At 51.6% G+C, this 3,194-nt stretch carries 1 rRNA gene; it reads left to right on the top strand.

From position 1 onward, the window contains the following. Positions 1 to 164 precede the first annotated feature (164 nt). Positions 165 to 3,055 (top strand): 23S ribosomal RNA (locus ACK6BI_RS27915). Positions 3,056 to 3,194: the final 139 nt, after the last annotated feature.

The raw sequence follows: 3,194 nt of genomic DNA, 5'->3' as shown, positions 1-3,194 counted from the left end.
GATCGTTCTTTAAAAATTTGGGTATGTGATAGAAAGATAGACTGAAAGCCACTTTCACTGGTGGTGATCAGGCTAAGGTAAAATTTGTGATTGGCTCAATGAGCCAGATCGAATTTTCGGCGAATGTCGTCTTCACAGTATAACCAGATTGCTTGGGGTTATATGGTCAAGTGAAGAAGCGCATACGGTGGATGCCTTGGCAGTCAGAGGCGATGAAAGACGTGGTAGCCTGCGAAAAGCTTCGGGGAGTCGGCAAACAGACTTTGATCCGGAGATGTCTGAATGGGGGAACCCAGCTGTCATAAGACAGTTATCTTGCACTGAATACATAGGTGCAAGAGGCGAACCAGGGGAACTGAAACATCTAAGTACCCTGAGGAAAAGAAATCAACCGAGATTCCCTTAGTAGTGGCGAGCGAACGGGGACTAGCCCTTAAGTGGCTTTGAGATTAGCGGAACGCTCTGGAAAGTGCGGCCATAGTGGGTGATAGCCCTGTACGCGAAAGTCTCTTGGCCATGAAATCGAGTAGGACGGAGCACGAGAAACTTTGTCTGAATATGGGGGGACCATCCTCCAAGGCTAAATACTACTGACTGACCGATAGTGAACCAGTACCGTGAGGGAAAGGCGAAAAGAACCCCGGAGAGGGGAGTGAAATAGATCCTGAAACCGTATGCGTACAAGCAGTGGGAGCAGACTTTGTTCTGTGACTGCGTACCTTTTGTATAATGGGTCAGCGACTTATTTTCAGTGGCGAGCTTAACCGAATAGGGGAGGCGTAGCGAAAGCGAGTCTTAATAGGGCGTCTAGTCGCTGGGAATAGACCCGAAACCGGGCGATCTATCCATGGGCAGGTTGAAGGTTAGGTAACACTGACTGGAGGACCGAACCGACTACCGTTGAAAAGTTAGCGGATGACCTGTGGATCGGAGTGAAAGGCTAATCAAGCTCGGAGATAGCTGGTTCTCCTCGAAAGCTATTTAGGTAGCGCCTCATGTATCACTGCTGGGGGTAGAGCACTGTTTCGGCTAGGGGGTCATCCCGACTTACCAAACCGATGCAAACTCCGAATACCAGCAAGTGCCGAGCATGGGAGACACACGGCGGGTGCTAACGTCCGTCGTGAAAAGGGAAACAACCCAGACCGTCAGCTAAGGTCCCAAAGTTATGGTTAAGTGGGAAACGATGTGGGAAGGCTTAGACAGCTAGGAGGTTGGCTTAGAAGCAGCCACCCTTTAAAGAAAGCGTAATAGCTCACTAGTCGAGTCGGCCTGCGCGGAAGATGTAACGGGGCTCAAACCATACACCGAAGCTACGGGTATCACGCAAGTGATGCGGTAGAGGAGCGTTCTGTAAGCCTGTGAAGGTGAGTTGAGAAGCTTGCTGGAGGTATCAGAAGTGCGAATGCTGACATGAGTAACGACAATGGGTGTGAAAAACACCCACGCCGAAAGACCAAGGTTTCCTGCGCAACGTTAATCGACGCAGGGTTAGTCGGTCCCTAAGGCGAGGCTGAAAAGCGTAGTCGATGGAAAACAGGTTAATATTCCTGTACTTCTGGTTATTGCGATGGAGGGACGGAGAAGGCTAGGCCAGCTTGGCGTTGGTTGTCCAAGTTTAAGGTGGTAGGCTGAGATCTTAGGTAAATCCGGGATCTTAAGGCCGAGAGCTGATGACGAGTTGCCTTCAGGCGACGAAGTGGTTGATGCCATGCTTCCAAGAAAAGCTTCTAAGCTTCAGATAACCAGGAACCGTACCCCAAACCGACACAGGTGGTTGGGTAGAGAATACCAAGGCGCTTGAGAGAACTCGGGTGAAGGAACTAGGCAAAATGGCACCGTAACTTCGGGAGAAGGTGCGCCGGTGAGGGTGAAGGACTTGCTCCGTAAGCCCATGCCGGTCGAAGATACCAGGCCGCTGCGACTGTTTATTAAAAACACAGCACTCTGCAAACACGAAAGTGGACGTATAGGGTGTGACGCCTGCCCGGTGCCGGAAGGTTAATTGATGGGGTTAGCTAACGCGAAGCTCTTGATCGAAGCCCCGGTAAACGGCGGCCGTAACTATAACGGTCCTAAGGTAGCGAAATTCCTTGTCGGGTAAGTTCCGACCTGCACGAATGGCGTAACGATGGCGGCGCTGTCTCCACCCGAGACTCAGTGAAATTGAAATCGCTGTGAAGATGCAGTGTATCCGCGGCTAGACGGAAAGACCCCGTGAACCTTTACTATAGCTTTGCACTGGACTTTGAATTTGCTTGTGTAGGATAGGTGGGAGGCTTTGAAGCGTGAACGCCAGTTTGCGTGGAGCCATCCTTGAAATACCACCCTGGCAACTTTGAGGTTCTAACTCAGGTCCGTTATCCGGATCGAGGACAGTGTATGGTGGGTAGTTTGACTGGGGCGGTCTCCTCCTAAAGAGTAACGGAGGAGTACGAAGGTGCGCTCAGACCGGTCGGAAATCGGTCGCAGAGTATAAAGGCAAAAGCGCGCTTGACTGCGAGACAGACACGTCGAGCAGGTACGAAAGTAGGTCTTAGTGATCCGGTGGTTCTGTATGGAAGGGCCATCGCTCAACGGATAAAAGGTACTCCGGGGATAACAGGCTGATACCGCCCAAGAGTTCATATCGACGGCGGTGTTTGGCACCTCGATGTCGGCTCATCACATCCTGGGGCTGAAGCCGGTCCCAAGGGTATGGCTGTTCGCCATTTAAAGTGGTACGCGAGCTGGGTTTAGAACGTCGTGAGACAGTTCGGTCCCTATCTGCCGTGGACGTTTGAGATTTGAGAGGGGCTGCTCCTAGTACGAGAGGACCGGAGTGGACGAACCTCTGGTGTTCCGGTTGTCACGCCAGTGGCATTGCCGGGTAGCTATGTTCGGAAAAGATAACCGCTGAAAGCATCTAAGCGGGAAACTTGCCTCAAGATGAGATCTCACTGGAACCTTGAGTTCCCTGAAGGGCCGTCGAAGACTACGACGTTGATAGGTTGGGTGTGTAAGCGCTGTGAGGCGTTGAGCTAACCAATACTAATTGCCCGTGAGGCTTGACCATATAACACCCAAGCAATTTGCGCTTGAAGCCAGATTGCGGTGTGTGAAGACGAAACGAACCGAAAGTTCGAGTTCACAAACACCGAATGCTGTCACATACCCGATTTGCTGAAGCGAGGCCAACCGGCCACGATTTGGCA

The organism is Pseudomonas sp. KCJK9016, assembly GCF_046231795.1.
Taxonomy (GTDB): domain Bacteria; phylum Pseudomonadota; class Gammaproteobacteria; order Pseudomonadales; family Pseudomonadaceae; genus Aquipseudomonas; species Aquipseudomonas bananamidigenes.
This window is presented reverse-complemented; position numbering and strand designations above follow the sequence as displayed.